General features: G+C 54.9%; 2 protein-coding genes. Both read right to left on the reverse strand.

The window, feature by feature from the left end:
- Positions 1-86: 86 nt before the first annotated feature.
- Positions 87-362: a hypothetical protein gene (locus ACG0Z5_RS23685; protein WP_394451598.1), complete on the reverse strand. Its 276-nt coding sequence runs from the start codon at positions 360-362 to the stop codon at positions 87-89.
- Between the two features lie 53 nt (positions 363-415).
- The gene (locus ACG0Z5_RS23690) at positions 416-1,870 is read right to left on the reverse strand and encodes an NAD-dependent succinate-semialdehyde dehydrogenase (RefSeq protein WP_394451600.1); all 1,455 of its coding nucleotides are present in this window, start codon (positions 1,868-1,870) and stop codon (positions 416-418) included.
- Positions 1,871-2,006 lie beyond the last annotated feature (136 nt).

The following is a 2,006-nucleotide window of genomic DNA, read 5'->3' on the forward strand; positions in this document are numbered from 1 at the left end:
GGCTGGTTAGTGTTTTGGCGAATACAAAACTAACCACTTTTACCGCCGTTTTCTATTGGTTCACGCTTAACCGCGATGAACCTTTTTTATGGGTGACGAACATTAAATCGCAGCATACCTTCCAGCTCTTCTTCCGCCTCATCAAATAACAGAATTAAGGCCCCATAGCGCCGACGCTGTTTCTCTTCCAGATGGACAAACTCTATCTCAAGCGGTAAAGGAAGCTGGCTTGCAGTGACCACTGTCCACAGCGAATCGAGATCGTGGATGGCTGTCGCGCTGAGCGAAAAGGTGCGGGTAAACTCACGATAAAAATCGTTCTGAGTGCCTATTTCATCGAAGTCAAAGGTATAGGTTTTCATTCATTCCCCCGCCTCTCTCCTGAACGGGCGGCGATTGCCGCCCGGAATGTCACTTACAATCCACCCAAATGCAGGGTTTTCACTTCCAAAAACTCGTCCAGGCCAAGCACCGAACCTTCACGTCCCAGACCGGACTCTTTCACCCCACCGAACGGACCTAACTCCGTTGAGACTGCGCATTCGTTGATGCCAATCATGCCGCTTTCCAGCGCCTGCGAGACGCGGAAAACACGTTGCAGATTCTGGGTATAGAAGTAGGCAGCCAGACCAAATGGCGTGTTGTTCGCCCGCTGAATCACCTCATCCTCACTGGTGAAACGGAAGCAGGCCGCCACTGGGCCGAAAGTCTCTTCCTGCGCGAGCAGCATGTTATCGCTGCAATCACCGAGCACCGTTGGTAGCCAGAAGTTGCCACCGAGGGCGTGAGGTTTCCCCCCCGCCAATACGCGAGCCCCTTTCGCCACGGCGTCTTCAACATGCTCACGCACTTTCTTCACCGCCGAAGGTTCAATCAGCGGGCCGACGACCACGCCTTCATCCACCCCGTTACCGACTTTAAGCGCATTTACCGCCTCGGTCAGCTTGCGGGTAAAGTCGTCATAAACCTGTTCCTGAATATAGAAACGATTGACGCTGACGCACACCTGCCCGGCATTGCGGAATTTATTGGCAATTGCCCCTTTCACTGCGGCGTCGATATCCGCGTCGTCAAAGACGATATACGGCGCGTTCCCGCCCAGCTCCATCGACACTTTTTTCATCGTTTCCGCCGCGTTTCGCACCAGGGTTTTGCCCACGGCGGTCGATCCGGTAAAGGAGATTTTGCGCACCGCGTGGCTGGCCATGATGGCATCGCTGATTTCCTGGGTATTCCCGGCCACCGCGTTGAGTACGCCGTCAGGCACGCCAGCTTTCTTCGCCAGTTGCAGCAGCGCAAAAGCGCTCAGCGGCGTATTGTTGGCGGGTTTAATCACGCCGGTACAGCCCGCTGCGAGCGCCGGGCCGAGTTTACGGGTCAGCATCGCCATCGGGAAGTTCCACGGCGTAATGGCGGCGACCACGCCAACCGGTTCACGGGTGGCAAGAATACGGGAACCGGGTTTAGCAGGCGGAATAATTTCGCCATTGGCGCGTTTCGCCTGCTCGGCGAACCACTGGATAAAGCTTGCGGCGTATTCCACTTCGCCTTCCGCCTCTTTCAGCGGCTTGCCCTGCTCGGTGGTCATCAGCCTGCCGAGCCAGGTTTTATTGTCGATAATCAGTTGATACCAGCGATACAGAATTTCGGAACGTTCTTTGGCAGTTTTCGCCCGCCAGAGTGGGAAGGCTTTGCTGGCCGCAGCGATAGCCGCTTCGGTTTCTTGCTTACCCGCTTTGGCGACTTTGGCGATCGTCTCACCGGTGGCCGGGTTGACCACGTCGAACGTGGTATCGAGCGTTTTCCATATCCCATCGACAAAATAACCGGTCTGAAAAAGTTCGTTATCCTGGATCGCCTGCATAGTCATGTTTCCTCCTGACAGTGATGTCCTGTGATAACAGTTAAGTATAGCCATAATAAATATCCTCCGGCATAGCCGGAGGTTTTTCATGTGCGCCTATAAGGCTCTGTTACCAGCCGCGCCCTAGCAGGCGCATCGCGAT

It is taken from the genome of Scandinavium sp. M-37 (assembly GCF_043558715.1).
Taxonomy (GTDB): Bacteria; Pseudomonadota; Gammaproteobacteria; order Enterobacterales; family Enterobacteriaceae; genus Scandinavium; species Scandinavium vulneris_A.

Excerpts from the sequence above, each read along its gene's own strand:
- ACG0Z5_RS23685 (WP_394451598.1), bottom strand. The coding sequence starts at position 362 with ATGAAAACCTATACCTTTGACTTCGATGAAATAGGCACTCAGAACGAT.
- ACG0Z5_RS23690 (WP_394451600.1), bottom strand. The coding sequence starts at position 1,870 with ATGACTATGCAGGCGATCCAGGATAACGAACTTTTTCAGACCGGTTAT.